Source organism: Streptomyces sp. NPDC101237, from assembly GCF_044767465.1.
Taxonomy (GTDB): Bacteria; Actinomycetota; Actinomycetes; order Streptomycetales; family Streptomycetaceae; genus Streptomyces; species Streptomyces gramineus.
Window position 1 is genome coordinate 110921 of the sequence record NZ_JBIWNY010000011.1, and the last position, 22215, is coordinate 133135.

At 72.9% G+C, this 22215-nt stretch carries 20 protein-coding genes; 11 read left to right on the forward strand and 9 right to left on the reverse strand.

The features are described from left to right. Positions 1 to 23 precede the first annotated feature (23 nt). A complete protein-coding gene (locus ACIRQ9_RS18895; RefSeq protein ID WP_404174178.1) occupies positions 24 to 989 on the reverse strand; it encodes an SCO0930 family lipoprotein in 966 nt (321 codons plus the stop codon). A gap of 736 nt (positions 990 to 1725) precedes the next feature. Between ACIRQ9_RS18895 and ACIRQ9_RS18900 the strand changes: the two genes are divergently transcribed. From ACIRQ9_RS18900 to ACIRQ9_RS18910, 3 genes are all read left to right on the forward strand, one after another. After that, positions 1726 to 1854 carry a hypothetical protein gene (locus tag ACIRQ9_RS18900; protein WP_401410592.1) on the forward strand — a complete coding sequence of 43 codons (129 nt, stop codon included), beginning with the start codon at positions 1726 to 1728 and terminating at the stop codon, positions 1852 to 1854. Positions 1855 to 1884: 30 nt separating this feature from the next. Beyond that, complete coding sequence (locus tag ACIRQ9_RS18905) at positions 1885 to 2649, forward strand: DUF4239 domain-containing protein (RefSeq protein ID WP_404174182.1); 765 nt, start codon at positions 1885 to 1887, stop codon at positions 2647 to 2649. A 231-nt stretch (positions 2650 to 2880) separates the two neighbouring features. Further along, positions 2881 to 3597 (forward strand): hypothetical protein, encoded by a 717-nt coding sequence (locus tag ACIRQ9_RS18910; RefSeq protein ID WP_404174185.1) that lies wholly within the window; start codon positions 2881 to 2883, stop codon positions 3595 to 3597. An 82-nt stretch (positions 3598 to 3679) separates the two neighbouring features. Here the strand turns inward: ACIRQ9_RS18910 and ACIRQ9_RS18915 are convergent, their stop codons facing one another. Next, positions 3680 to 4648: a hypothetical protein gene (locus ACIRQ9_RS18915; protein WP_404174188.1), complete on the reverse strand. Its 969-nt coding sequence runs from the start codon at positions 4646 to 4648 to the stop codon at positions 3680 to 3682. Positions 4649 to 4998: 350 nt separating this feature from the next. Here ACIRQ9_RS18915 and ACIRQ9_RS18920 point away from each other — a divergent pair, with 350 nt between their 5' ends. Next, the gene (locus ACIRQ9_RS18920) at positions 4999 to 5676 is read left to right on the forward strand and encodes a class F sortase (RefSeq protein ID WP_404174191.1); all 678 of its coding nucleotides are present in this window, start codon (positions 4999 to 5001) and stop codon (positions 5674 to 5676) included. A gap of 50 nt (positions 5677 to 5726) precedes the next feature. Here ACIRQ9_RS18920 and ACIRQ9_RS18925 read toward each other — a convergent pair whose 3' ends face one another. After that, positions 5727 to 6560, reverse strand: a complete 834-nt coding sequence (locus ACIRQ9_RS18925) for a polysaccharide deacetylase family protein (protein ID WP_404174193.1) — start codon at positions 6558 to 6560, stop codon at positions 5727 to 5729. Between the two features lie 150 nt (positions 6561 to 6710). Beyond that, positions 6711 to 9983 (reverse strand): bifunctional lysylphosphatidylglycerol synthetase/lysine--tRNA ligase LysX, encoded by a 3273-nt coding sequence (lysX, locus tag ACIRQ9_RS18930; RefSeq protein WP_404174196.1) that lies wholly within the window; start codon positions 9981 to 9983, stop codon positions 6711 to 6713. Between the two features lie 130 nt (positions 9984 to 10113). Between lysX and ACIRQ9_RS18935 the strand changes: the two genes are divergently transcribed. After that, positions 10114 to 10569 (forward strand): universal stress protein, encoded by a 456-nt coding sequence (locus ACIRQ9_RS18935; protein ID WP_351313973.1) that lies wholly within the window; start codon positions 10114 to 10116, stop codon positions 10567 to 10569. On the opposite strand, the gene ACIRQ9_RS18940 is transcribed toward ACIRQ9_RS18935, so the two are convergent. Then, positions 10505 to 11758: an MFS transporter gene (locus ACIRQ9_RS18940; protein WP_404174199.1), complete on the reverse strand. Its 1254-nt coding sequence runs from the start codon at positions 11756 to 11758 to the stop codon at positions 10505 to 10507. The genes ACIRQ9_RS18935 and ACIRQ9_RS18940 overlap by 65 nt on opposite strands. 102 nt (positions 11759 to 11860) lie before the next feature. On the opposite strand from ACIRQ9_RS18940, the gene ACIRQ9_RS18945 reads away from it, so the two are divergent. Both ACIRQ9_RS18945 and ACIRQ9_RS18950 read left to right on the forward strand, forming a co-directional pair. Then, the gene (locus ACIRQ9_RS18945) at positions 11861 to 12811 is read left to right on the forward strand and encodes a LysR family transcriptional regulator (protein WP_404174202.1); all 951 of its coding nucleotides are present in this window, start codon (positions 11861 to 11863) and stop codon (positions 12809 to 12811) included. 60 nt (positions 12812 to 12871) lie between these two features. Then, positions 12872 to 14284, forward strand: coding sequence for an amino acid permease (locus tag ACIRQ9_RS18950; RefSeq protein WP_404174204.1), 1413 nt, complete (start codon positions 12872 to 12874; stop codon positions 14282 to 14284). A gap of 21 nt (positions 14285 to 14305) precedes the next feature. Here ACIRQ9_RS18950 and ACIRQ9_RS18955 read toward each other — a convergent pair whose 3' ends face one another. Beyond that, positions 14306 to 15121 (reverse strand): alpha/beta fold hydrolase, encoded by an 816-nt coding sequence (locus tag ACIRQ9_RS18955; RefSeq protein ID WP_404174207.1) that lies wholly within the window; start codon positions 15119 to 15121, stop codon positions 14306 to 14308. 98 nt (positions 15122 to 15219) lie between these two features. Between ACIRQ9_RS18955 and ACIRQ9_RS18960 the strand changes: the two genes are divergently transcribed. Next, positions 15220 to 15693, forward strand: coding sequence for a MarR family winged helix-turn-helix transcriptional regulator (locus ACIRQ9_RS18960; RefSeq protein ID WP_404174210.1), 474 nt, complete (start codon positions 15220 to 15222; stop codon positions 15691 to 15693). 6 nt (positions 15694 to 15699) lie between these two features. Here ACIRQ9_RS18960 and ACIRQ9_RS18965 read toward each other — a convergent pair whose 3' ends face one another. Then, positions 15700 to 16863 (reverse strand): CapA family protein, encoded by a 1164-nt coding sequence (locus ACIRQ9_RS18965; RefSeq protein ID WP_404174213.1) that lies wholly within the window; start codon positions 16861 to 16863, stop codon positions 15700 to 15702. Between the two features lie 221 nt (positions 16864 to 17084). Between ACIRQ9_RS18965 and ACIRQ9_RS18970 the strand changes: the two genes are divergently transcribed. The 3 genes from ACIRQ9_RS18970 to ACIRQ9_RS18980 all read left to right on the forward strand — a co-directional run bounded on the left by ACIRQ9_RS18970 (position 17085) and on the right by ACIRQ9_RS18980 (position 19098). Next, on the forward strand, positions 17085 to 17633 hold the full coding sequence (locus ACIRQ9_RS18970) for a sigma-70 family RNA polymerase sigma factor (protein WP_351313994.1): 549 nt from the start codon (positions 17085 to 17087) through the stop codon (positions 17631 to 17633). Positions 17634 to 17777: 144 nt separating this feature from the next. Continuing rightward, positions 17778 to 18293 carry a hypothetical protein gene (locus tag ACIRQ9_RS18975; RefSeq protein WP_404174216.1) on the forward strand — a complete coding sequence of 172 codons (516 nt, stop codon included), beginning with the start codon at positions 17778 to 17780 and terminating at the stop codon, positions 18291 to 18293. A gap of 148 nt (positions 18294 to 18441) precedes the next feature. Next, positions 18442 to 19098 (forward strand): anti-sigma factor family protein, encoded by a 657-nt coding sequence (locus ACIRQ9_RS18980; protein WP_404174219.1) that lies wholly within the window; start codon positions 18442 to 18444, stop codon positions 19096 to 19098. A 7-nt stretch (positions 19099 to 19105) separates the two neighbouring features. Here the strand turns inward: ACIRQ9_RS18980 and ACIRQ9_RS18985 are convergent, their stop codons facing one another. Both ACIRQ9_RS18985 and ACIRQ9_RS18990 read right to left on the reverse strand, forming a co-directional pair. Then, positions 19106 to 19969 carry an Fpg/Nei family DNA glycosylase gene (locus tag ACIRQ9_RS18985; RefSeq protein WP_404174222.1) on the reverse strand — a complete coding sequence of 288 codons (864 nt, stop codon included), beginning with the start codon at positions 19967 to 19969 and terminating at the stop codon, positions 19106 to 19108. 33 nt (positions 19970 to 20002) lie between these two features. Then, positions 20003 to 22093: a SpoIIE family protein phosphatase gene (locus ACIRQ9_RS18990; protein ID WP_404174225.1), complete on the reverse strand. Its 2091-nt coding sequence runs from the start codon at positions 22091 to 22093 to the stop codon at positions 20003 to 20005. Between the last annotated feature and the right edge of the window lie 122 nt (positions 22094 to 22215).

Consider the following 22215-nt stretch of genomic DNA (forward strand, 5'->3'; position numbering starts at 1 on the left):
CAGGGGCTCGCGCCCGGAGGGCGTTACTGACCGGGGGCGCCGACCAGCTTCCCCTCGGGCGAGACGGCGTACCACGTGCCGCCGACGCCCTGCCCGTTGGTGTCCCCGGCCTTCGCGTCGCCGGAGAAGGTGTAGATCGGCCAGCAGTTGACCGTCATCTGCTTCTGGCCGGTGTCGGGCCGGGTGAAGCCCATCAGGCCCTTCTTCTGGATGCCCTTGGTGTCGTTCGTGGCGACCTCCGCGACGGCCGGCCACTTGGCGAGGCAGTCACCGGTGCAGTTCGAGACGGACTTGGGCCACGCCTTGTCCTTGATGAAGCGGTAGACCGTCATGCCGTTCTTGTCGACGACGATGTCGCCGAGCTTGGCGTCCTTGCGGACGGACAGGCCCGGCAGGTCGGAGAGGGTGGCCTTCTTGCCGTCGGGGGCGGTCGCGAACCACTTGCCGCCCACGCCCTGGCCGTTGACGTCTCCGGCGTTCACGTCCTTGGCGTAGCGGTACACCGGCCAGCCGCCCACGGTCAGCTGCTTGGTGCCGTCGGTGCGGGTGACCTCGCCGAGCAGCGCCTTGTCGATGCCCGCACCGGCGCTCGCGTCGTCGGCGGGCACCGGCGGCCAGGTGGTGGCGCAGCCGCCGTCACAGTTCGACTTCGGGGGCTTGGCGGTGTCGGAGTCGAATCGGTAGAGGGTCAGGCCGCTGCTGTCGGTCAGCACCTTGCCCAGGTCCGGGTTGCTGGCGACGCTCAGTTCGCCGGCCGGGGCCACCGGAGAGCCCGCGGCCTGGCTGCCGTCGGCGCCGTACCCGTTGCCGGCACCGGCGGAGGGACTGGTCACGCTGCCCACGTTGCCGACGCCGGCCGGAGCGGTGGCTCCGACGTTCTGGGCCGCCGAGGACGGAGTGGTCACATTGTCCTGACCGCATCCTGTCGTCAACGCCAGTACGCCTGCGGCCGTGGCCACCAAAGAGGCGCTCCTCCAGGAGGTCTTCATCTTCAACTCCCCATAATCGCCTGCATATTGCAGCGCCTGTGCGCCGCCGCACGACACCAGGTACGGATTCCGGGGGCCGAAGTGTTCAACGGGCGCACAAATTTCTTTCGGGACACCGCACCCCCGGCGCGCCTCCCGCACGGACGTACGCTTCGAGCCACCCGGCATGCCGCGTGATTCAAACCGGTTTACGCCACCTGTCCCCCGTTCGGGCCAATCCCGCCGCACTCCGGCGTACGACGGCGTCCAGCGCCTCATGATCTCGGTCGTGCACGCACCCGAAGCGACCCGACTCGCGCCCGTCCCGAAGGTGTTGGCCCTGCTGACGCTGACCTGGACCCTGGTGGGCTGTCCGGTCGGCACGGCGTCGGCCGACGCCTGCGCCTACGCCTCGGCGGGACCCGACGGCGTCCAGGCGGTGGCCGTGGCCGGCGACTCCTGGCCGACACCACCGCTCTGCCCGCCACCCGAACCCCCGCCCTGCCCCACACCGACCCCCACCCCGCCTCCCCCGCCACCTCCTCCGCCTCCTCCGCCTCCACCACCGAAGCCCACCCCGACACCGAAGCCGAAGCCCACGCCGAAACCGGCTCCGAAGCCGCGGCCCGCCCCGCCGGCCCCGGCACCGCCACCGCCGCCCCCGCCGGCCGCGAGGCCCGCGCCCCGGCCCGCACCGAAGCCGACACCCGCCCCGACCCCGCCGCCGAAGCCCACCCCGCGGCCCTCACCGACCCCGGTGACCTACCCGCCGTACCACGTCCAGTCGACCGCGAGCGCGGCCCCGAACCGCACCTCTCCGGTCACCTACGTCCTGCTCATCGCCGTACCCGCCATCCTCGCCATCGCCGCGTTCCGCGCGCGCTGACGGGCGGCCCACACCCTCTGGAGGCTTCCGTTGCCGGATTGGCTTGTTCTCGTCCTCGCGATGCTCGCGGCCTGTGCCGTGGTCGTCGTCATCACCCTCGTACGGCACAAGAGGGCGGCGGAGGACGAGGATCCCTCCGAGACGCCGGACGTCATCGAGTACATGACCATGTGGATCGGAGTCATCTACGCCATCGTCCTCGGCCTCGCGGTGGCCGGCGTCTGGGAGGCCCGCAGCGCCGCGCAGGACCACGTGCAGGCGGAGGCGCAGGCACTGCACGAGATCTATGAGCGCGTCCGGGTCTATCCGCCCGAGACCCGCGACCGGATCCGCGCCGACGTCGAGGCCTACACCCGGCAGGTCGTCGACAAGGAGTGGAAGGAGATGGCCGACCACGGGCGGCTCAGCACGCGCGGCGCGGAACTGCTCGCGACGATCCGTCAGGACGTCACCGACTACCAGCCGAAGAGCGACTTCGAGGCGCAGGCCTACCAGCCGCTGGTGGACCAGGTGGCCGCCGTCGACCAGTCGCGCAGCGCCCGGGCCGACTCGACCGGGGCGACCATGCCGAGCGTGGTGTGGGTCGGGCTGCTGACCGGCGCCGTGATCACCATCGGCATGATCTTCGCGCTGCAGATCAGGCGCACCCGGCGCGAACTGATCCTGGCGGGCCTGTTCTCCGCGACCATCGCCTTCATGCTCTTCCTGATCTGGGACTTCGACGAACCGTACAGCCGCGGCATCACCGCCACGGCGCAACCGTTCCTGAACCTCTTCCCGCACCTCGGGGGGTAGCGGAGGACCCGCGCACCCGAGGGCACCCGGAGGACACCGCGGCGCGCCACGCCGTGCCGGTCCCCCGGGTGCCGCGTCCGGGTCACCCGTCCGGCCCACCGGCGTCCCCCGTTCGCGCTACTGCGTTCGCGCGCCTGTACGGATGTTCCTAGCGTTCCAGACATCGAGGCGCATTTCCGGCACGAGCGGAACGGATCCGCGGACAGCTCCTCGGGGACCGGAGGAACCAGCATGCACGCAATACGCCTGGCCTCGGCCGCGCTGCTCGGGATCGGGGCGCTCGTTCTCGGCGCTCCGGCCGCCCTCACGGACGACGAGGGCCACGGGGATTCCGACGCCGGCCGGCAGGCCTCCTTCGGCGTCCGCGTCACGCCGTCGACCGTCTCGGCAGGCGGCCGGATCAGTCTGCAGGTGAGCCGCGACGAGACCTGCCGGGGCGCCGCGACGGTCAGCTCCGACGTGTTCGACACCGTCCGGATCCCGCAGGGGCGGGACTCGGTGGCGGCCACGGTCCACCCGGACGCGCGATCCCGGACCTCGTACCGGGTGACGGTCGACTGCGACGGGACGCGGGGGTCGACCCAACTCAGCATCGCGGGCACGCAGTCGTCGGGGCGCGCCGACGACGGGACGGGGGTGCGGGCCGACGGCCGCACCGACGGCGGCACGGGCGGCCAGTCCGGGGTGCACACCGGCTCCCGTACGGACGGCGCGGCGGACAACGGGTCCGACAGCCTCACCGGCGGCGGTGCCGACAGCGGCGCCGACGGCCTCACCGGGTCCGGCACGCAGCCCTTCCAGCCCGACCGGGGCGTGCGCGCGGGCGCCGGCGGCAGCGTCGACGGGTTCGACGTGAGGGAGATCGGCCTCGGCGCCCTGCTCGTCACGGCGTCGGTCGGCACCGCGTACCGCATCGCACGCCGGCGGGCCGGCGAGGACGGTGCCTGAGCGGGTCCCGGCCGACGGACCCGCCGAGCGGGTCTTCGCCCCGCACCCACGCGGGGGCCGGGGCGAAGACGGGCCGCAGGGCTCAGAGCCGCTTCTCGTGCCGGCGACGCAGCCAGAATCCGCAGCCGGCGAGCACCGACGCGCCCACCAGCCCGCCGCCGATCGCCATGTCGGCCGGGGTGGCACCACTGGAGACGCTGCCGCCGAGGCCGCCCCTGACCCCGCCCAGCACGTAGAACGCGGACGACCGGGTCAGCGTCCGCCCGTCGCAGCGGACGGTCAGGTCGTACGGACCGGGACGGGCGTCCCGCTCGATGGTCGCGACACCGCGCGCCATGTCGCCGCCGAACGGGAACAGCGACGTCGACCGGAAGGCGCGGGAGTACATCACGCCGCTGCGGCAGCCGTCGACGGTGACGGTGAGGCGGGAACCGCTCGTGATCGCCCTGGGCTGGGCGACGATGTCGCGCGACCCCTCGCCGCCGCCGCCGCAGCCGAAGCCGCCGTCGCCGCGGCCGCCGTCACCGCGCCCGCCGTCGCTCCAGCCGCCGCCCGCGCCGCCGTCACCGCGCCCGCCGTCACCCCGGCCGCCGTCACCGCGCCCGTCGTCACCCCGGCCGCCGTCCCCGCGGCCGCCGAAGCCGTCGTCGCCCCGGCCGCCGAAGCCGTCCCCGCCCCGCCCGCCTCCCCCGTCGCCGCCCCGCCCGCCGAACCCCTCGCAACCCCGCCCGCCGAAGCCACCGCGGCCGAACCCGCCGAGGCCGTAGGCGGGAACGACGACACCGGGGACCGCGAAGCCGGGGGCGACGCCGATACCGGGCGCCACACCGACACCGGGGGCGACGCCCACACCGGGAGCCACCCCGCCGACGCCACCGACTCCGCCGACGCCGCCGACCCCCGGGCCGACGCCGGTCCCGCCGACCACCGGGGCCTGTGTGTTGGGCGGGCCGCCGGGATTTCCGAGGCCGTCGGCGACGGCCACGGGGGCGGCGACGCCGAGCACGGCGACCACCGTGCACGCTGCCGCGAGGGCACGTGAGTTTCGCATCTCTTCCTCCGCGGAAGGCGCCCCGGGAACCGTCCCCGGTAGATCGGCGAGAAAGCACCTCCCGCATAGACCCTCAGATGCCGTGAACACGCCCGCATGTCGAGAATGGTCCGTCCTGGTGAGCGGACACGCCGAGCGAAAAGCACACAATCGGATATTGCCGCAGGTCACGGACCGTCAGAAAAAACCTGGGAACGGCAACTCGGATGGCGCACCGAAGCGCGCGCCGGCCACCCGTTCGCCCGCCGCCCCGTCGCCGCACGCGCGCGCGGGACTTAGCGTTTTCCCATGCGCGCCGCGGACCGGCGCGCTGCGGATGTCGCGGCGGCCGTGTCGAGAGGGGATGGCGAATGTCTGCATCCGAACTTTCCGAGCTGGCCGAGGAGGAGGAGCGGCGGCGCAAGCGTGCCCCCTGGGGCGTCATAGCGCTCGTCCTGCTGACCGGTCTGGCCCTCATCCGCAACGGTTCCGGGGAGTTCGACGTCGGTCCGCCGCAGCCGGCCTCGGCCGCCGCCCCGGACAGCCGTAGCACGCTCCCTGACACCTTCGCCACCGCGGCGGCCACCTCGCTGCCGTACTCGGCGGCGAACCGGGTCCGGATCCCCGCGATCCGGGTCGACGCGCCCGTGATGCCGGTGGGTCTGGACGCGGACGGCTGGGTCGCGGCACCGCCGCCGGACGACCCGAACCTGGCCGGCTGGTTCACCGGGGGCGTCTCGCCCGGTGAGAAGGGCACGTCCGTGGTCGTGGGCCATGTCGACAACACGAAGGGGCCGGCGGTGTTCTACGGCCTCGGCTCGCTGAAGAAGGGCAACCGCATCGAGGTCGACCGCACCGACGGCAGGACCGCGGTGTTCGAGATCTACGGCATCGAGGTCTTCGCCAAGGCCGACTTCCCGGGCGACCGGGTCTACGGCTCCAAGGGCACGCCGGAACTGCGGGTCATCACCTGCGGCGGCGGCTTCTCGAAGCAGAACGGCTACGACGGGAACGTGGTGGTCTTCGCCCGCCTGGTCGAGGCCCGCTGAGGCGGGCCCGGCCGGGCGGGCGGGGACCCGTCGGACGGGCCCGGTCCGGCTCAGGTCCGCCGGCGCGGCACGGTCAGGTGGTAGCCGTTGTCCAGCAGATAGGGCAGGTACTCGCGCAGGGCCTGGACGCTCTGTGAGCGGTCGCCCCCGGCGTCGTGGGAGAGGACGACGACACCGGGGGCGGCGCCGTTCTCGATCGTGTCGACGATGGTGCGGGTGCCCGGCGTGGTCCAGTCGGTGCTGTCGACGGTCCAGGCCATGGGCTCCATGCCCATCTGGGCACCGAGCTGGAAGGCCGCGCGGTTCCAGGCGCCGTAGGGGGCGCGGAACCACTGCGGGCGTTCTCCGTAGGTGTCCTCGATGGCGTCGCTGGTGCTCTCCATCTCGTCGCGGATCTCACGGCGGTTCAGGGTGGTCAGCAGCGGATGCGTCCAGGTGTGGTTGCCCACGACGTGGCCCTCGGCGGCCATCCGGGCCACCAGCTCCCGGTTCACCACGATGCACTCCCCGCACAGGAAGAACATCGCGCGCACGTCGTACTTGGCGAGGGTGTCCAGGATGTGCGGGGTGTAGGCGGGGTTGGGTCCGTCGTCGAAGGTGAGCATCATGCGGCGGCCGGTTCCGGAGATCCGCAGGATGGGCTCCTTGCGGACCTTGAGCTTGCGCGGCGCGGTCGGCGGCGGGCCGTATCCGGTGAGCGGCTGGAGCCGGAAGGCCGAGGACTTGGGCGCCTGGCGGGCCGGTGGTCCTGCGGCCGGGGCGACGGTGCCCGCCGCCTCCTCGCCGTCGCTCGCCACTACGAGTCCCGCGGTGCCCGCCGCGCCCAGAGCTGCGGCGCCGGCCAGCAGCAGCCGACGCCGGGTGAACAACTGATCCTTCTGCATGACCCATCAGTCGCCCGGCGGGCCTGTGGCGCACCACTTAGACACCGGTGCGGCGGCCCGAAAGCACCCGCACGGACCAGTGCCGGAAGGCTTCGGAAAGAGTTCGCCAAGTCCCGCGGGGCCGTCGGCGGGTCGGGGCGGCGGCGTCGGTCAGCGGCGGCGGACCAGCGGGAAGGGCAGCGTCTCCCGGATCGTCAGGCCGGTGAGGAACATGACCAGCCGGTCGACTCCGATGCCGAGACCGCCGGTCGGCGGCATGCCGTATTCGAGGGCGTCCAGGAAGTCCTCGTCCAGCTCCATCGCCTCGGGGTCGCCGCCGGCCGCCAGCAGCGACTGCGCGGTCAGCCGGCGGCGCTGTTCGACGGGGTCGGTCAGCTCCGAGTAGGCGGTGCCGAGTTCGGTGCCGAAGGCCACCAGGTCCCAGCGCTCGGCGAGCCTCGGGTCGGTGCGGTGCTGGCGGGTGAGCGGGGAGACGTCGGTCGGGAAGTCCTTGTAGAAGGTGGGCAGCTGGGTCCGTTCCTCCACCAGGCGTTCGTACATCTCCAGGACGACGTCCGCGGGTCCGTCGTCGGCGGTGTACGGCACGCCGGTCCGGTCGCAGTGGCGGTGCAGCCGCAGCAGCTCGGTGCCGGGCCCGATCTCCTCGCCCAGCGCCTCGGAGATCGCCCCGTACACGGTCTTGACCGGCCAGTCGCCCGAGATGTCGTACTCCCGTCCGTCCCGGCGGACCACCGGGGAACCGGCGGCCGCGACGGCGGCGCCCTGGATCAGTTCGCGGGCCAGGCCGCGCATCACGTCGTAGTCGGCGTACGCCTGGTAGGCCTCCAGCATGGTGAACTCGGGGTTGTGCTTGTGGGAGACGCCCTCGTTGCGGAAGGTGCGGCCGAGTTCGAAGACCTTCTCCAGCCCGCCGACGCACAGCCGTTTCAGGTACAGCTCGGGGGCGATGCGCAGGTACAGGTCGAGGTCGTAGGCGTTGATGTGGGTGGTGAAGGGGCGGGCGTTGGCGCCGCCGTGGATCTGCTGGAGCATCGGCGTCTCGACCTCCAGGTACCCGCGGTCCAGGAGGCCCTGGCGCAGCGCCTGTACGGCGGCTGAGCGGGCGCGGAGGACGGCGCGGGCGGCCGGGCTGGTGGCGAGGTCGAGGTAGCGGCGGCGGACCCGGGCCTCGGGGTCGGCCAGGCCGCGGTGCTTGTCGGGCAGCGGGCGCAGGCACTTGGCGGTGAGCTGCCAGTCGGTGACGAAGAGGGTGGGCTCGCCCCGGTCGCTGAGACCGGCCCGGCCGGTGGCGGTGATCTGGTCGCCGATGTCGGTGTCGGCGGTGAAACGGGCCAGGGCGGCGCCGGACTCGTCGCGGGTGAGCGCGAGTTGGTGGTCGCCGGACCAGTCGCGCAGGGTCACGAAGACGATGCCGCCGAAGTCGCGGACCAGCATGATCCGTCCGGCGACGGTTGCCGTCTCGCCCTCGCGGACGTCGGCGAGCGCCCGGGTGGGCCGCACCACCCGCACCGGATAGGGGTCGACGCCCGCCGCGCGCAGCCGGTCCAGGGTGGCGCGCCGGACCCGGAACTGGTCCGGCAGGCCGGGTGCCGGGGCTCCGGGCCCGGCCTCGTCCCCTCCGTCGAGACCGGGCACCGGTGAAGACGGCGGTGCCTCCACGGGCCGCGGTCCGGTCTTCGGGTGCCCCTTTCCCCAGAGTTTGCGCAACGACGGTACGGAGACGAAGCCTTCGGCGATTCCGGAGGCGACGCCGATCCGGGCGAGGGAGCCGGTCTCGCCGTAGCAGATGAAGCGCGGGTACCACTCGGGGCGGTACTTGGCGTTGGAGCGGTACAGGGCCTCCAGCTGCCACCAGCGGGAGAAGAACAGCAGCAGGCGGCGCCACAGGCGCAGTACCGGTCCTGCGCCGATACGGGCGCCCTCCTCGAAGACCGAGCGGAAGACGGCGAAGTTCAGCGAGACGCGGCGCACGCCGAGCCGGGGAGCGGCCGCGCACAGGTCGGCGACCATGAACTCCATGACGCCGTTCGGGGCGGCGCGGTCCCGGCGCATCAGGTCGAGGGAGACGCCGTCGGCGCCCCAGGGCACGAAGGAGAGCAGGGCGAGCAGCCGGCCGTCCTCCGCGAGGGCCTCGACGAGCAGGCAGTCGCCGTCGGCGGGGTCGCCGAGCCGGTCCAGGGCCATGGAGAAACCGCGTTCGGTCTCGGTGTCGCGCCAGGCGTCGGCCTTGTCGACGACCTCCTCCATCTCCGCCTCGGTGAGCGTGGCGTGCCGGCGCACCCGGGTGGTGGCGCCGGAGCGCCGGACCCGGTTGACGGCCTGGCGGGTGACGCGCATCTCCCGGCCGCCGAGGTCGAAGCCGGCGACGTGCAGGATGGCCTCGTCGCCGAGTTGCAGGGCGCCGAGCCCGGCGCGGACGTAGGCCTTGGCGCCGTCCTCGGAGGCGCCCATCACCGCGGGCACCCAGGCATGGCGGCGGGCCACCTCCAGCCAGGCGCCGACGGCGTGCGGCCACGCCTCCGGGTCGCCGACCGGGTCACCGCTGGCCAGGCAGACGCCGGCCTCGACCCGGTAGGTGACGGCGGCCTTGCCGCTGGGCGAGAAGACGACGGCCTTGTCCCGGCGGGTGGCGAAGTAGCCGAGCGAGTCCCGCTCGCCGTAGGTCTTCAGGAGGGCGCGGATGCGGGACTCCTCGTCGCCGTGCAGGGCCGCTTCCAGGCGCTGTGAACGGAACAGGGTGGCGGCGGCGTTGAGCAGGGCCAGGGCGCCGAGGAGGCCGAGGAGGAAGGCGACGAACCGGGGCGGCCGCCCGCCGTAGCTGCCGCCGTCCACGAGGCCGCCGCAGACCCGGTCGGCCGCCCAGGCCAGGTGCTGGCCGTGCGGGAGCGAGCCGGGGAAGAGCGAGACCAGGCCCCAGCCGGCCAGGATCGCCACGACCAGGCCGACGAGCAGGACGCCGACGGCACGGCGCACGGCGGCACGGCGCGAGGCGGCGTAGAACTCGCCTCTGGCCACGATCAGCAGCGCGAGGGCGGATCCGCACACCAGCAGTGAGCTGAAGGAGTACCAGTCGAAGCCGAAGGCGACCGTCAGGACGTCCGCAACCGCCAGCAGGCCGAGGTAGACCACCACCAGCCACCAGGCGACCTTCTTGCGGGCGGCGGTGGCGCCGGCCAGCAGGAACAGGAAGACGGCGTAGGCCAGGTTGGGGCTGACGGGGACCACGACGGCGTCGAGGAAGTGCACGACCGGACGGAGCAGGGCGCGCAACGGGGCGAGGAAGGAGAGCAGGGCGCACAGCAGGGCGAGGGCGCCGAAGAAGGTCCCGAAGGCCTCCGGCACCCAGGTCGTCCGCCTGCCGCGGGGCGGGCGCACCGGGCCCGCGGTGTCCTTGCCCGGGGCGGGCTCGACGGCGGCACTCATGCTCCGACTGTAGGAAGCGCCCGCCGGACTCGCCCGTCGAACGGCCGGAGCCCGAAGGGCGGCCGCGCACGACTCGCGGCGGGCCACCCCGGACACTCACCGGACCGGTGGATTCCGATAGCCTCGGGGCGTGGCGGAACAACACCAGTTCGAGCGGGGCACGGACGGGCCGAAGGTCATCGTGGTCGGTGTGGACGGCTCGGACTCCTCGTGGCACGCGGCCTCCTACGCCGCCGGTCTGGCCCGGCGGCAGCACGCGCTGCTGGCCGTCGTGTACGTGCAGCCGGTGCTGGCGGCCGGCGCCGCGCTCGGGGCGCCGGTGGCGGAGACGACCGACGAGATCGCGGAGGACCTGGTCGCCCAGATCAGGGACGCGGCCGAGCGGCTCAAGGGGATATTCGAGGTGCGCTGGGAGTTCCACACGTTCCGCGGTGACCCCTACACCGGCCTGACGAAGGCGGCCGACGAGCTGAAGGCGGACGCCGTCGTGGTGGGCGCCTCCGAGCAGGCCGGCCACCGGTTCATCGGCTCGGTGGCGATCCGTCTGGTGAAGGCGGGACGGTGGCCGGTGACGGTGGTGCCGTAGCCCGGTCCGCGGCGCGCGGGAGCAGGGCCGGGGTGGCGAGCAGCAGGACCCCGGCCGCGGCGATCGCGGTGCGCGTCCCGGCGAGGGCCGCCAGCGCTCCCCACAGGGCGGTCAGCGAGGCGATGGAGGCCTTGGTGCCCACCGACCAGGCGGACAGGGTGCGGGCGGTCAGATCGTCCGGGGTGTGGTCGAGGCGGTGGGTGGCGAGCACCGGGTTGAAGACTCCGGCGCAGAGTATGAGCCCGAACTCGGTGACCATGATGAGCAGCAGTCCGGGCAGGCCGGGCCGGACGAAGGCCAGCCCGAGGGACCACGCGGCGCGCAGCGCGCCCGAGGCGAGCAGGACCCGGCGCTGTCCGTGCCGGGCGACGAGCGGGCGGGCCAGGCGGGAGCCGACCAGGCCGCCCAGGCAGGGCACCGCGAAGGCGAGGCCGTACTCCCAGGGCGGGAAGCCGAGCGGGCCGAGCATGAGGACGGCCAGCAGCGGTGCGGTGGCCATGATCAGGCCGTTGACGAGGGCCACGTTCAGGAACAGGGGCCGCAGCTCGGGGCTGCTGAGGATGTGCCGCCAGCCGTCGAACAGGTCGGCGGCGCGCGGGCGGGCGGCTCCTCTGTCACGGGGGGCCGGCTCGCCGCCGCCGACGGCCCCGATGCCGAGGGCCGACAGCAGGAAGCTGACCGCGTTCGCGACCACCGTCGTGATCGGGCCGAGCACGCCGACGGCGGCTCCGCCGAGCGGGGGTCCGAGGACGGTGGCGGTCCACATCGTCGACTCGAAGCGGGCGTTCGCCCTCAGCAGCCCGTCGCGCGGCACGAGCGACTTGAGGAACGCCCCGGAGGCCGCGTTGAAGGTGATGTCGGCGGCGGCGACCACCACGGCGACGGCTGTCAGCTGGCCGATGCCGAGCGCCCCGAGGAGGTAGGCGGCGGGCACGCTCAGCAGCGCGGCGCACCGGACGAGGTCCATCCACGCCATCACCGGCCGTTTGTGCCGGAACTCCACCCAGGGGCCGAGCGGTACCGCCAGCACGGCGCCCACGGCGGGTCCGGTCGCGGCGAGCAGCGCGACCTGGGCCGCGCTCGCGTGCAGCACCAGGACCGCGATCAGCGGGAACGCGTCGAACGCGAGCCAGGTCCCGAGCACGCTGACCGAGTACGCGGCCCACAGCCACCCGAACCGCCGTCCCATGCACAACCTCCCGTTGACCCGGGACATGAAAACGCGCAGGTGGCCGCCGAATCAAACAACTCGCCGGGCCCCCGCCACAACCATCGGTTGTACGGTGGGGGTGTGGATCTCAGAGCCGTGCGCACCTTCGTCGCCGTCGCCGACTCGGGGCAGTTCCAGGAGGCAGCCGCCGTGCTGGCGGTCACCCAGCAGGCCGTCTCCAAGCGGATCGCGGCGCTGGAGAAGGAGCTGGGCGTGCGGCTGTTCACCCGCACTCCGCGAGGCGCCGACCTGACCGTCGACGGCCGGACCTTCCTGCCGCACGCCCGCGAGCTGCTGCTCGCGGAGGAGCGGGCGACCGCCTCGGTACGGTCCGGGCGGCGCCCGCTGCGGGTGGACGTGGTCGGCGCCCGGCTGGCCCCGGCGGCGCTGCTGCGCGGCTTCCACGAGGCGCACGGCGAGATCGCCCTGGACGTCGTCACGCTCTTCGACGTCGACTCGGCGCTCGGCGCGCTGCGCTCCGGCGCGGTCGACGCGTCCTTCCGGGCCGTCGCCATGCCCGGCCGGCCGCTGCCCAGGGGCGTGGAGGCGGCCCGGGTGTACGACGAACCGGTCCAGCTGCTCACCGGCCCCGGCCACGCCCTGGCGGACCGCCGGGCGGTCGCGCCCGGCGAGCTGGCCGGGCACCGGATCTGGATGCCGGGCATCGTGGAGGGCACCGAGTGGGCCGCCTACTACGCGGCGCTCGCCGCCGAGTTCGGTCTCACCATCGATTCCTCGGGCCCCAATTTCAGCGGGGCGGTGCAGGACGCGGTGGCCCGTTCCGGCACCGTGGCGACGCTGGTCAGCGAGCGGACCGGGCTGGTCTGGCCGCAGGAGCACGATCTGCGCCGCATCCCGCTGCTCGACCCGACGCCGGTGTATCCGCACTCCCTGCTGTGGACCGCCGCCAATCCGCACCCGGCGCTGGCCGTCCTGCGGGAGCATCTCGCCGCCGCGCGGCCGCCCGGTCCCACGACCGGGATCTGGGTGCCCGGCTGGGCCGAGAGCGTGCGTGGCGTCTTCCGTCCCTGACAGCCCTGGGCCATCATGATCCGCCGTCAGCCGTTCGCGACCGGCGATGAGGTGAGGCACATGGCGAAGCTCCGCATGGGTGAGGGAATTCTCCGCCGCAAACCCATCGAACACATCGAGGAGAGCGAGACCGGCGAGGGACCCCGGCTCGACAGATCGCTCGGGCTGTGGCAGCTGACCGCGATCGGCGTGGGCGGCATCATCGGCGCGGGCATCTTCACCCTCGCCGGCACGGTCGCCAACGGCACGGCGGGACCCGCCGTGCTGCTCTCCTTCCTCGTCGCCGGGCTGGCCAGCGCCTGCGCGGCGCTGTCGTACGCCGAGTTCGCCGGGATGATCCCGAAGGCGGGTTCGGCGTACACGTACGGCTACGCGGTGCTCGGCGAGTTCGCGGGCTGGTTCATCGGCTGGGACCTGCTCCTGGAGTACACGGCGATCGTGGCGGTGGTCGCGATCGGCATCTCGGGGTACTTCGGCTTCCTGGTGGAGGAGATGGGCGCGCACCTGCCGCGGTGGATGCTCGGCGCCCCCGGCACCGGGGCCGGTCACCGGGTCGACCTGTTCGCCGCGATCCTCTGTCTGCTGATCGCCTACCTGCTGAACCTCGGCATCCGCAGCGCGGCCCGCTTCGAGACGGTCGTGGTGGTGCTCAAGGTGCTGGTGGTGCTGCTGGTGATCGGCGTCGGCGTGTTCCACATCGATACGGGGAACTACCACCCGTTCTTCCCGTTCGGCGTCGGCGGCGCGTTCACGGGCGCGGCCACGGTCTTCTTCGCGGTCTTCGGGTACGACGCGATGTCGACGGCGGCCGAGGAGTCGAAGGACGCGCAGCGCCACATGCCGAAGGCGATCATCTACTCGCTGGCGATCTCCATGGTGCTGTACGTGGCGGCCTGCCTGGTCCTGACCGGCATGCAGAACTACAAGGACATCGACCCGGAGAGCGGCTTCTCCACGGCGTTCAAGTCGGTGGGGCTGAGCGGACTCGCGGACGTGATCGCGGTGGGCGCGATCATCGGCATCCTGACGGTGATGTTCACCTTCATGCTGGGCGTGACCCGTGTCTGGTTCAGCATGTCCCGGGACGGGCTGCTGCCCTCCTGGTTCGCGAAGACGCACCCGACGCGGCACGTGCCGACCCGGGTGACCTGGATCGTCGGAGCGGCCTCGGCCCTCCTCGCCGGGTTCGTGCCGATCGGCGAGGCGGCCGAACTCACCAACATCGGCATCCTGCTGGCGTTCGTGGTGGTGTGCGTGGCGGTGATCGTGCTGCGCTACCGGCAGCCGGACCTGCCGCGCGCCTTCCGCACCCCGTGGATGCCGGTGGTGCCGGCGCTGGGTGTCGTCTTCTCGGTCTGGCTGATCACGTTCCTGGCGTGGGAGACCTGGGTGCGGTTCGCCGTCTGGTTCGTGATCGGGTGCGTGCTCTACTTCGGCTACTCGTACAAGAGGTCACGGCTGGCCGGACGCTAGAGCCCGCGCGGGAGGCGGACGCTAGAGCGCGCGCAGGAAGTCGAGCAGGAGGCCGTTGAAGACGTCCGGCCGCTCCAGGTTCGGGTAGTGGCCGGTGCCTTCGACGACCTCGGCGCGGCCGTCGGGGACCTCGCGGGCGAGGCGCTCGGCGGCGGCGAGCAGTTCGGCGGGCTCCAGGCCGCCGTTGATCATGAGGACCGGGACGCCGATCTTCGGCACCCGGGGCCAGGAGCCGGTCACCGGCACGTGCCAGTCCCTCTCGCCGGGCGTGTGTCCGGCGAGGGTGCGGCGGGCCATCTCACGCAGCCGGCGCGGGATCTCGGGGTCCAGGTCTCCTACGTCGCGCCGCGCGCCCGCGGCGACGCGGACGAAGGCGTCGAGCCAGCCCTCGATGTCACCGGCGCCGAGGGTCCGGGCGTACTCGGCCCGGAGTCCGGTGTGCCAGGCGTCGGAGTATCGGAAGTCGCCGGTGGCCGCTCCGCAGGTGACCACCGCGCGGACCAGTTCGGGGTGTTCGAGCACGGTGTCGGTGACGATCACTCCGCCCATGGACACGCCGACCAGGACGGCGGGTCCGGCGTCGAGGTGGCGCAGCAGTGCGGCGAGGTCGTCGGCCCAGCGGAACGGCTCGCTCGCGTTGGCGGAGGAGCCGTGGCCCCGGACGTCGGGGGCGATCACCCGGTGTCCGGCTGCGAGGGCCGGGATCTGGTCCGCCCACATGCGGTGGTCGACGTATCCGGAGTGGACCAGGACCACCGGGTCGCCGGAGCCGGTGTCGAGGTAGGCGAGGTCTCCGTCGCGGGACGGGAAGAAGCGGACGTCCGCACCATCTGTCATGACAACCAAGGTGTCATTCTTGTCGCGTTTTGACAACCGAGTTGTCATGACGACCGTGACACCTCGGGTGTCACACGCGCGAGGTGCATGATGGCCGCGTGAACGACATCGACGAGCCCCTGGGCCCCGACGAACTGGGTGAGCGCATCACCGAGGTGTACGACCTGATCGGCCCGCTCTACCGGCGCGCCTTCCGCAAGATCGAGCAGGGCGAACAGATCGAGGGAGCCTCCGTCGGCGTGCGGTCCGTGCTGGACCTGCTGCGCCGGTTCGGGCCGATGACGGTGCCGCAGATGGGCCGGATCATGGCGCTCAGCCGGCAGTTCGTGCAGCGCACGGTGAACGACGCGACCGCCCGCGGCTGGGCCGAGGCCGTCCCCAACCCGGCGCACCAGCGCTCCTCCCTGATCCGGCTCACGGACGCGGGCCGGACCGTGATCACCGCGGTCCTCGCCCGCGAGCACGCGGTGAACCGGCAGGTCGGCGGCGGCCTGACCGACGCCGAGATCACGGCGTGCGTACGGGTGCTGAAGGAGCTGCTGCGGACCATGGACCACGTCGACGTGGAGTGAGCGCCGCTACTCCCCCATCACCAGCCCGTCCTTGGCGGCGCCGCGGCCGAGCACCACGTCCCGGATGGTGTCGCGCACGGCGGTGTAGTCGGCGCCCTGGTCGATGGCGGCGTTCAGGTCGACGACCCGGCCCGAGTCGATGTCGTAGAGCTGCGGGACGAACTCGGCCCTGGCGACCTCCCAGCGGCCGCCGGGACGGGTCGGCGGGGCGAAGGTGAAGCGGGCGAGGGTGGACTGGTTGCCGCGCGGGTCCTGGCGGCCCTGGCGGTTGTACAGCTCGCCGGCCAGCTGGTCGCCCAGGCTGTAGACGACCCAGGTGCCGTTGACCTTCTCGTACGCCTGCGGGATGTGCGCGTGGGTGCCGAGGACCAGGTCGATGTCCGGGCGGCCGCCGGTCTGTGCGGCTGTGAGCTGCTTGGCGAGCGTGAGCTGCTGCTGGTCGGGCGCGTCCTGCCCGTCGGTGCCCCAGTGCACGGAGACGACGACCACGTCGGCGCCCGCCCGCCGGGCGGCGCGGGCGTCGGCGACGACGCGGTTCCCGTCCAGGAGGTTGACCGCCCAGGGCTGTCCGGGCGGCAGGGCGTTGCCGTTGACGTCGAAGGTGTAGGAGAGGTGCGCGACCTTGGCGGGCCCCGCGCCGAGCAGGGTGACCGCGGCGGCCTCGGCCTGGGTGCGGGCGGTGCCGGCGTGCCGCAGTCCCGTCCGGTCGAGGTCGGTGAGGGTGCGCCGGATGCCGTCGGCGCCGCCGTCCAGGGCGCGGTCGGAGGCGGTGGAGCAGCTGTCGTAGCCGACCGCGGCGAGCCCCTCGACGAGCTGCGGCGGGGAGCCGACGCCGGCCGGACCGGGCGTGCCGCCCTCGGCGTCGGTCACGGTGGCCAGGTGGCAGAGCGCCAGATCGGCGTGGGAGACGACGGGTTCGACGCCGGCCAGCATCTGGCGGAAGTCGTGGCCCTTGCCGCCCGCGTCGAGGTTCGCGTGGTCCAGCGCGGACTTCTGCGGCATGACGTCGCCCGAGGCGACGAGGGTGAAGCCGCCGCCCGGCGCGGGCACGGCGGGGGCCGGCCGGCCGGACGGCGTGGCGTTCTCCTGCCGCACGTGGTTCTGGCAGGCGGCTGCGGTGGCGAGGAGGGCGGTCAGGGCCAGGGCCACCTGGCGTCTGCGATTGATCATCAGGAGCACCCCAGAGTCGCAAGCCTTGTCCGATTTACAGATCAATGGGTACGAAGCCGAGCCGGGTCGCAAACAACTCAGGCGTCCCGATTGACCCATCCGAGTGGGGTTACGGGGAGGACGGACCGTTCGTCGCACCGTTCGCCGCCCCGATCGACCGTCCGCCGCAGATCCCTGTGCGCCCACTGTCCCGCCGCCCGGCCCTGCGATGCCATACGGCCATGACGGCCGGAACCACCCTTCCCGACGGGACGACGACCGCCGAGCACGAGCTCGCGGCGCTCCAGCGCGAGCACGGCCGCCCGCTCTTCGCGCTGCTGCTGCGCCTCAGCGACGGCGACCGGCAACGGGCCGAGGACCTCGTCCAGGAGACCCTCGTACGTGCCTGGCAGCACCCCGAGGCGCTGCGCGCCGACGACTTCGACTCCGTCCTGCCCTGGCTGCTGACGGTCGGCCGGCGGCTCGCCATCGACGCCAGGCGGGCCCGCCGGGCGCGGCCGCCCGAGGTGCACGACGCCGTCCTGGAGAACACCCGGGCCGTCGGCGACCACGCCGAACGCGCCGCCGCCGCGCTGGACGTGCGGGAGGCTGTGAAGACTCTCACCCCGGAACACCGTGACGTCCTGGTGCTGGTGTATTTCCAGGGGGCCAGTGTGGCGGAGGCCGCCGAGACCCTGGGCATTCCGCCCGGTACCGTGAAGTCGCGGGCGTACTACGCGCTGCGGGCCCTGCGCCGGGTTCTGCCCGGTTACGCACCCGACCTGGGATGAAACCGGAAGCCAGGTCAAACCTTGGTAAAGCGCCTTGCTGAGGACCCTGTTGGAGCCATCAGCTGTCTTCATCCGTGTTCCGCACCGGGAGAGGGACGGACCCGGGGTCGGGGCCACGCGCGCACCGGAGGAAGGCAGGACGGGATGCTGCACAGAGGGCAGGAAAGCACGGACGGGGCCGGGAGCGGGGAACTGGCGGTCCCGATGGCCTGGTTGTACGCCGAGTACATCGCCGACGAGCTGCTGCGCACCGGCGATCTCATGCCGCCGACGTCCTTCGAGTTCCGGGCCGGCCGGGACGCGCTGGCGTTGACGATCTACCTCTCCGACACGGACGGCGAACTGTCGGGCATCCGGGTCGTCTCCCAGTTGGAGAACTGGCTCTCCCTGACGGCCTACGACCAGCCCTGGCAGGACTGGGTGGGGGACCGTATGGCCGGGCTGACCGCCGAGGCGACGGCGGCCGGCGGGCCGTCGGCCGACCTGGACCTGGCCGCGGCGGCCTGGCGCTGGCTGGAGGAGACCGAACTGCTCGCACCCGACCTGGACGCGGTGCCGGGCGGCGGTTCGGTCTTCGGTGAGGACGAGGGACCGAAGGTGTGGACGGCCGCCTGGCGGCTCGGTCTGCCCCTCGGACATCTCGCCATCCATCTTTTTTGAATCGGCACCAATCCGCGGGCCCGGCCGCTCCGAACCCGTTGATTACGATTCTGTACGTGCCTTGAGTGAAACAGCGGCCGACTGCGTACGGGTGGGAGCAAGGAGCAATGAGTAACCCCCACCCGCACTCACGGCACGAGGATTCGGCATGAGGTCCCTGGAAAGGCATCGCGACGTCGGCGCCTACGCGCTCGGCGTGCTGGACGAGGCGGATGCCTTCCGCTTCGAGGACCATCTCATGGAGTGCCCCAGCTGCACGGCACACGTGACCGAGTTCGGCCCCGCCACACGGCAGTTGATGCTGTACCGCCGGGCCACGCCGCGCTTCGTGCACCCGATGGCCCAGCCGGGCCCCCGGCTGCTCGACCGGCTGCTCGCCGAGGTCGTGAGCCGGCACCGGGTCAAGCGCCGCAGGCTGCTGTACGGCCTCGCCGCCTCGGTGGTGTTCGCGGTCGTCGGCCCCGGCATCGTGGCGTACACCGGCCACGACGCCCCGCCGGCCGTCCGGGTCACCGCCGCCACCGACACACGCTCCGGCGTGTGGGCGCAGGTGAAGTCGGCGGACACGGACTCCGGCAGCACCATCGAACTCCAGGTCAAGGACGCCGACGGACCGCGCACCTGCCGGCTGGTGGCCATCGGCCGGGACGGCTCCGAACAGATCGTGACCACCTGGGCCGAGCGCGACCACGACGACCGGGTGTCCATCATGTCGGGCGGCTCCTCGATGCACCCGGACGAGATCGACCGCTACGAGGTGCGCAACGCCGACGGGCAGCCCCTGGTGACCCTGGACCCCCGGTGAACGCGGGTCACTTGAGCAGCCGGGACATCCGGCGGTCCGCCAGCGGCCTGCCGCCCGTCTGGCAGGTCGGACAGTACTGCAGCGAGGAGTCGCTGAAGGAGACCTCGCGGATCGTGTCGCCGCAGACCGGACACGGCTCGCCGGTCCGCCCGTGGACGCGCAGACCGCTCTTCTTCTCCGACTTGAGCCGGCCAGCCGCCAGGCCGTGGGAGCGCTCCACCGCCTCGGTGAGGGTGGTGCGCAGCGCCTCGTACAGCCCGTGGACCTCCTCCGGCGTCAGGGACGCGGCCAGCTTGAACGGGGACATCCTCGCCGCGTGCAGGATCTCGTCGCTGTAGGCGTTGCCCACCCCCGCGATCAGGCTCTGGTCGCGCAGGGCGCCCTTGAGCCGGCGCCGCTCGTCCTTGAGGAGGGCGGCGAGCCGGGCCTCGTCGAAGCCGGCGGCGAGCGGGTCGGGGCCGAGCCGCGCGACACCGGGCACCTCCCCCGGGTCCCGGACGACGTACACGGCGAGCTTCTTCTGGGTGCCGGCCTCGGTCAGGTCAAAGCCCGCGCCGGTCTCCAGGGCCACCCTGAGGGCGAGCGGGCCCTTGCCGGGCCGGGGCGGTCCGTCCGGCAGCCGGTCCTTCCACCGCAGCCAGCCCGCCCGGGCCAGATGGGTGACCAGGTGCAGACCGCCGTCGCCCTCGACGTCCAGGAACTTGCCGTACCGGTGCACGGCCACCACCTCGCTGCCCTCGAAGGCGCCGACCGGCGGGTCGTACGTCTTCAGGACGCTGATGGCGACCGGCAGGACGCGCACGACCTCGTGACCGACCAGGTTCTCGGTCAGGAAGTCCTTGAGCGCTTCGACCTCGGGCAGCTCGGGCATGCGTCCAGGGTGCCACCCCCGTGGCCGTCGGGGTCAGTCCGGCTCCGGCATCCGGAACTCGCACCAGACCGCCTTGCCGCCGCCGCGCGCCTCCACGCCCCACGCGTCGGCGATCTCGTCCACCAGCAGCAGGCCCCGCCCGGACACCCCGTCCTCCCCCGCCTCGCGCCGGCGCGGCAGGGCGCTGGAGGAGTCCTCGACCTCGACGCGCAGCCGCCGGTCGCCGCCGCACAGGACCCTGAGGGTGACGATCGCCGACCCCTCCGTGTGCATCAGCGCGTTGGTGATCAGTTCGTCGGCGACCAGCTCGATCTCGTCGGCGCGGTCGCCCGCTCCCCAGGCCCGGACGGCGGCACGGATCATGTGCCGGGCCAGGGTCAGCGCCTCGGGGTCGCCGGAGGCCACGTGCTGCTGGAGGCGGCCGAGGGCCTGGGCGGTGTCCGGGGCCCGGCGGCGCAGCAGGAGCAGCGCCACGTCGTCGTCGCCGCCCCGGTCCTCGGCGACCTCGATCAGCCGGTCGGCGAGCCGCCGCACGTCCTCGGGCCCCTCGGCGACCTGCCGGATCAGGGACCGCATCCCGTCGCCCAGGTCGGTGCCCGGCTGCTCGACCAGCCCGTCGGTGCACAGCAGCAGCGTTTCCCCGGAGTCCAGCTCCAGCGTGGACACCGGGTACTCCAGGCTCTTGAACTCGGCGGACAGGCCGAGCGGCAGCCCGCCGTCCACCGGGACCCGCCGGCAGCTTCCGTCGGCGCCGCGCACCAGCGGGTCGATGTGCCCGGCGCGGACCACCTGGACGACGCCGGTGGTCAGGTCCGCCTCGGCGTACAGGCAGGTGGCGAAGCGGTCGGTGTCGAGTTCGTGCAGGAAGACGGAGGCGCGGGCCATCACGGCGGCCGGGGCGTGGCCCTCGGCGGCGTAGGCGCGCAGCACGATCCGCAGCTGGCCCATGACGGCCGCCGCGTGCGTGTCGTGGCCCTGGACGTCCCCGATGACCGCTCCGACCCGGCCGCCGGGCAGCGGGATCAGGTCGTACCAGTCGCCGCCGATGTCCCGGCCCAGGGTGCCGCTGCCGCTCGCCGAGCGGTAGCGGACGGCGACGTCCGCCCCGCGCACGCTGGGAATGGTCCGCGGCAGCATCGCCTGCTGGAGGTTCTGGGCGAGGTCCTTCTCCTGCTCGAAGAGCATGGCGCGTTGCAGGCTCTGCGCGATGCTGCTGCCGAGGGCGACCAGGACGGCGCGTTCCTCGGTGGAGAAGCCGAGCCGGTCGTCGTAGAGCAGGCCCATGGCGCCGATCGGGCGGCCCTGCGCGATGAGCGGGAGGTAGGCCGCCGAGGTGATGTGCAGCTCGGTGATGTGCGGCCACAGGATCGGGTAGCCGTCGGCGAACTCCTGCGGTGACTCGATGAAGCGCGGCCCGAGGGTCCGCACCACCTCGCCCATCGGGTAGGGCTCGTCTATCCGGGTGATCCGGGTGCCGGGCACGAAGCTGCCCACCGGTCCCTCGGCGACCAGCCTGATCCGGCCGGCCTCGACCAGTCCCATCACCAGACTGGTCGCGCCCAGGTTGGGGATGCCCTGGGTGTCCTTGAGGGCGTCGATGACGTCCTGGACGCTGCGGGCGTGCGCCAGCGCGGCGGTGACCACCTGCACGACGCCGGTCTGCTGGCGCAGCGCCTCGTCCTGGGCGGCCCGCAGGCTGCGCGCCTCGCTGTCCTCCAGCTCCTGGGTGGCGTCCCTGACCACGCCGACGATCCGGCGCGGGCGGCCGGTCTCGTCCCGTCTGATGTAGCCCTGGGTGTGGGTCCAGCGCGGGGTGCCGTCGCGGCGGCGGATGCGGAAGTAGGCCCCGTAGTTCTCGCTGCCGTCCTTGATGGCGGCGGACACCACCGCGTCCAGCCGGCTCCCCTCCGTCAGGGGGACCCGGACGGCCAGGCTCTCGGGTCGTCCGTCGTACTCCTCGGGGGTCAGGTCGAACACCTCGTACGCCTGGGCGTCCATGTGGAACAGACCGGCGTCCAGGTCCCAGTCGAAGGTGCCCAGCCGGTTGAGCGCCAGGATCGGGTGGTCCGGGTGGGCGGGCCAGTCGTCCGGGAGTGACGGAGCGCTCGCTCCCCGATCAGCCATGGGGCCACCTTGCCAGGGGAACCGGAGCCGGGCAATTCATCCGATTTCCGCCGCCTCACCCTCCCGGGTTACATCACCGGGGGCGCGCGGTACACAGGGTGACGGGCCCTCTCCCGGCATCG

Coding starts and splice junctions, on each gene's coding strand:
- ACIRQ9_RS18975 (WP_404174216.1), top strand. CDS start 17,778: ATGCTGCACAGAGGGCAGGAAAGCACGGACGGGGCCGGGAGCGGGGAA.
- ACIRQ9_RS18910 (WP_404174185.1), top strand. CDS start 2,881: ATGCACGCAATACGCCTGGCCTCGGCCGCGCTGCTCGGGATCGGGGCG.
- ACIRQ9_RS18920 (WP_404174191.1), top strand. CDS start 4,999: ATGTCTGCATCCGAACTTTCCGAGCTGGCCGAGGAGGAGGAGCGGCGG.
- ACIRQ9_RS18980 (WP_404174219.1), top strand. CDS start 18,442: ATGAGGTCCCTGGAAAGGCATCGCGACGTCGGCGCCTACGCGCTCGGC.
- ACIRQ9_RS18950 (WP_404174204.1), top strand. CDS start 12,872: ATGGCGAAGCTCCGCATGGGTGAGGGAATTCTCCGCCGCAAACCCATC.
- lysX (WP_404174196.1), bottom strand. CDS start 9,983: ATGAGTGCCGCCGTCGAGCCCGCCCCGGGCAAGGACACCGCGGGCCCG.
- ACIRQ9_RS18895 (WP_404174178.1), bottom strand. CDS start 989: ATGAAGACCTCCTGGAGGAGCGCCTCTTTGGTGGCCACGGCCGCAGGC.
- ACIRQ9_RS18985 (WP_404174222.1), bottom strand. CDS start 19,969: ATGCCCGAGCTGCCCGAGGTCGAAGCGCTCAAGGACTTCCTGACCGAG.
- ACIRQ9_RS18940 (WP_404174199.1), bottom strand. CDS start 11,758: ATGGGACGGCGGTTCGGGTGGCTGTGGGCCGCGTACTCGGTCAGCGTG.
- ACIRQ9_RS18915 (WP_404174188.1), bottom strand. CDS start 4,648: ATGCGAAACTCACGTGCCCTCGCGGCAGCGTGCACGGTGGTCGCCGTG.
- ACIRQ9_RS18965 (WP_404174213.1), bottom strand. CDS start 16,863: ATGATCAATCGCAGACGCCAGGTGGCCCTGGCCCTGACCGCCCTCCTC.
- ACIRQ9_RS18990 (WP_404174225.1), bottom strand. CDS start 22,093: ATGGCTGATCGGGGAGCGAGCGCTCCGTCACTCCCGGACGACTGGCCC.
- ACIRQ9_RS18955 (WP_404174207.1), bottom strand. CDS start 15,121: ATGACAGATGGTGCGGACGTCCGCTTCTTCCCGTCCCGCGACGGAGAC.
- ACIRQ9_RS18925 (WP_404174193.1), bottom strand. CDS start 6,560: ATGCAGAAGGATCAGTTGTTCACCCGGCGTCGGCTGCTGCTGGCCGGC.
- ACIRQ9_RS18970 (WP_351313994.1), top strand. CDS start 17,085: ATGACGGCCGGAACCACCCTTCCCGACGGGACGACGACCGCCGAGCAC.